Below are 2,315 nucleotides of genomic sequence, written 5' to 3'. Positions count from 1 at the left end.
TCCTCGTGCCGACCGCACCGAACAGCCGAAAGGCTGGGCTCCGAATCTAGGAATCCGGTGTGCGGTTTGAACAGCAAACCCTTTTCGTCAGGAGAAATGCAATGCAACTCGCATCCCGATTCGCTTCCCGTTCCCCGTCGCTGCGCAGCGATTACCCGCTGTCCGATGACCAAATCCGCCGTGTGGCCCCGTCCATCTTCGCGGACGCGCCGCACGAAAGCCGTTCCGAACGGTACGCCTATATCCCCACCGCCGCCGTGCTGGCGGAACTACGCAAGGAAGGGTTTGAACCCTTCATGGCAGCGCAAACCCGCGTGCGCCACGACGACCGCCGCGACTACACCAAACACATGCTGCGCCTGCGCCACGCCAGCCAGATCAACGGCGCGGAGGCTAACGAAATCGTGCTGCTGAACTCGCATGACGGCACGAGCAGCTATCAGATGCTGGCCGGAATGTTCCGGTTCGTGTGCAGCAATGGCCTTGTCTGCGGCGACACGGTGGCGGACGTGCGCGTGCCCCACAAAGGCGACGTGGCCGGTTCCGTCATCGAAGGCGCTTACGAAGTCTTGCGCGGCTTCGACCGCGTGCAGGAATCCCGCGATTCCATGCGCGCCATCACCTTGAACGATGGCGAATCCGAAGTGTTCGCCCGCGCCGCGCTGGCCCTCAAGTACGACGACCCCGACAAGCCCGCGCCCATCACGGAATCGCAAATCCTGATGCCGCGCCGCTTTGATGACCGCCGCCCGGACTTGTGGAGCGTGTTCAACCGCACGCAAGAGAACCTGACCCAAGGCGGCCTGCGCGGGCGCAGCGCCAACGGACGCCGCCAGCAAACCCGCCCGGTACAGGGCATCGACCAGAACATCCGCCTCAACCGTGCGCTTTGGCTGCTGGCCGATGGCATGCGCCAGTTGAAAGCCTGAACCCCCACGCGGCAGGGGCAGGCAGCAGCCCTTGCCGCTTCTCTCGCTGCTGCATCCCTAACCGCAAGGAGTTATCACCATGAACGCCGTTACCCAAACCGAAACCCGCGCCATCGAAACTGCCGCGCCGCTGGAAGTGGCCGACCCGAGCAAGAACCTGATTTTGGTTCCACTCTCGCAGTTGCTGCCGCGCCGCTCCAAGCGCAACGCACGCAAGACCCCGCGCCTGTCCATTCCCGAACTGGCCGCGAGCATCGCCCGCATCGGCCTGCTGCAAAATCTCGTCGTCATCCTCGCCGCCGATGGCGAGCAGTACGAAGTGGTGGCCGGCGACCGCCGACTGACCGCGTTGAAGCTGCTGGCGAAGAAGAAGCGCATCCCTGCCGACTACGAAGTGGCGTGCCTGCTGGTGCCCGATGCTTCGGCCCGTACCGTCAGCCTCGCGGAAAACCTGCTGCGCGAGCAGATGCACCCGGCCGACCAGTTCGAGGCGTTCGCCGCACTGGTCAAGGAAGGCCGCCCCATCGAAGACATTGCCGCCGACTTCGGCGTGACCCCGCTGGTGGTGCAGCGCCGTCTCAAACTCGCCAACGTCTCGCCGCGCCTGCTGGCCGACTACCGCGCCGGAGCCGTCACCCTGGAACAGTTGATGGCCCTGACCATCACCGACGACCACGCCGCGCAGGAAAGCGCGTTCTACGGTGCGCCAGAATGGCAGCGTGGCGCGTCCGCGCTGCGCGAACGCCTGACCGAACGCGAAATCGACGCCACGCATCCGCTGGTGCGCTTCGCCGGGCTGGACGCCTACACGGCGGCGGGCGGCGGCATCCGCCGCGACCTGTTCGCGGAAGGCGATGCCGGAACCTACCTGACCGACGCCACGCTGCTGGAAACGCTGGTGCGCGGCAAGCTGGATGCGCTGGCTGGGGACGTGCGCGCCGAGGGTTGGGCGTGGGTCGAAGCCGTGCCGCACATGAGCTACGCCGAGCGGCAGGCGTTCCAGAACGCACCGCGCCAGCGCCGCGAACCGAGCGCCCGCGAAGCCCGCCGCATCGCCTCGCTGCAAACCCGCCTCGACAAGATCGACACCGAACTGGAAGAAGCCTACGACGCCGAGGACGAGGACAAGACCGAAGCGCTGGAACCGCGCCGCGAACAGGTTGCCGGGGAACTGCAAGCCGTGGAGGAAGCCTTGCAGGGCTACGCCCCGGATGTGCGCGCCGTGGCCGGCGCCATCGTCACCCTCGACCGCAGCGGCGAAGCCGTGATTCATCGCGGGCTGCTGCGCGAGGCAGAAGCCAAGGCGCTGCGCACGCTGGAACGCTTGCGGCAGGGTTTCGGCAGCGCGGAAGGCGAGGCCGGGAACGACGACGAAGGCGAGGACAC

General features: G+C 66.5%; 2 protein-coding genes. Both read left to right on the top strand.

Annotated elements, in window-relative coordinates; all coding sequences use genetic code 11:
* Positions 1 to 101: 101 nt before the first annotated feature.
* Positions 102 to 929 (top strand): DUF932 domain-containing protein, encoded by an 828-nt coding sequence (locus APY03_RS25800; protein WP_028240164.1) that lies wholly within the window; start codon positions 102 to 104, stop codon positions 927 to 929.
* Between the two features lie 79 nt (positions 930 to 1,008).
* Positions 1,009 to 2,315 (top strand): ParB/RepB/Spo0J family partition protein (locus tag APY03_RS44490; RefSeq protein WP_232324409.1); only part of this gene is annotated, 1,307 nt, incomplete at its 3' end.

This window comes from Variovorax sp. WDL1, from assembly GCF_001541225.1.
Taxonomy (GTDB): Bacteria; Pseudomonadota; Gammaproteobacteria; order Burkholderiales; family Burkholderiaceae_C; genus Variovorax.
This window is presented reverse-complemented; position numbering and strand designations above follow the sequence as displayed.

Excerpts from the sequence above, each read along its gene's own strand:
- APY03_RS25800 (WP_028240164.1), top strand. The coding sequence starts at position 102 with ATGCAACTCGCATCCCGATTCGCTTCCCGTTCCCCGTCGCTGCGCAGC.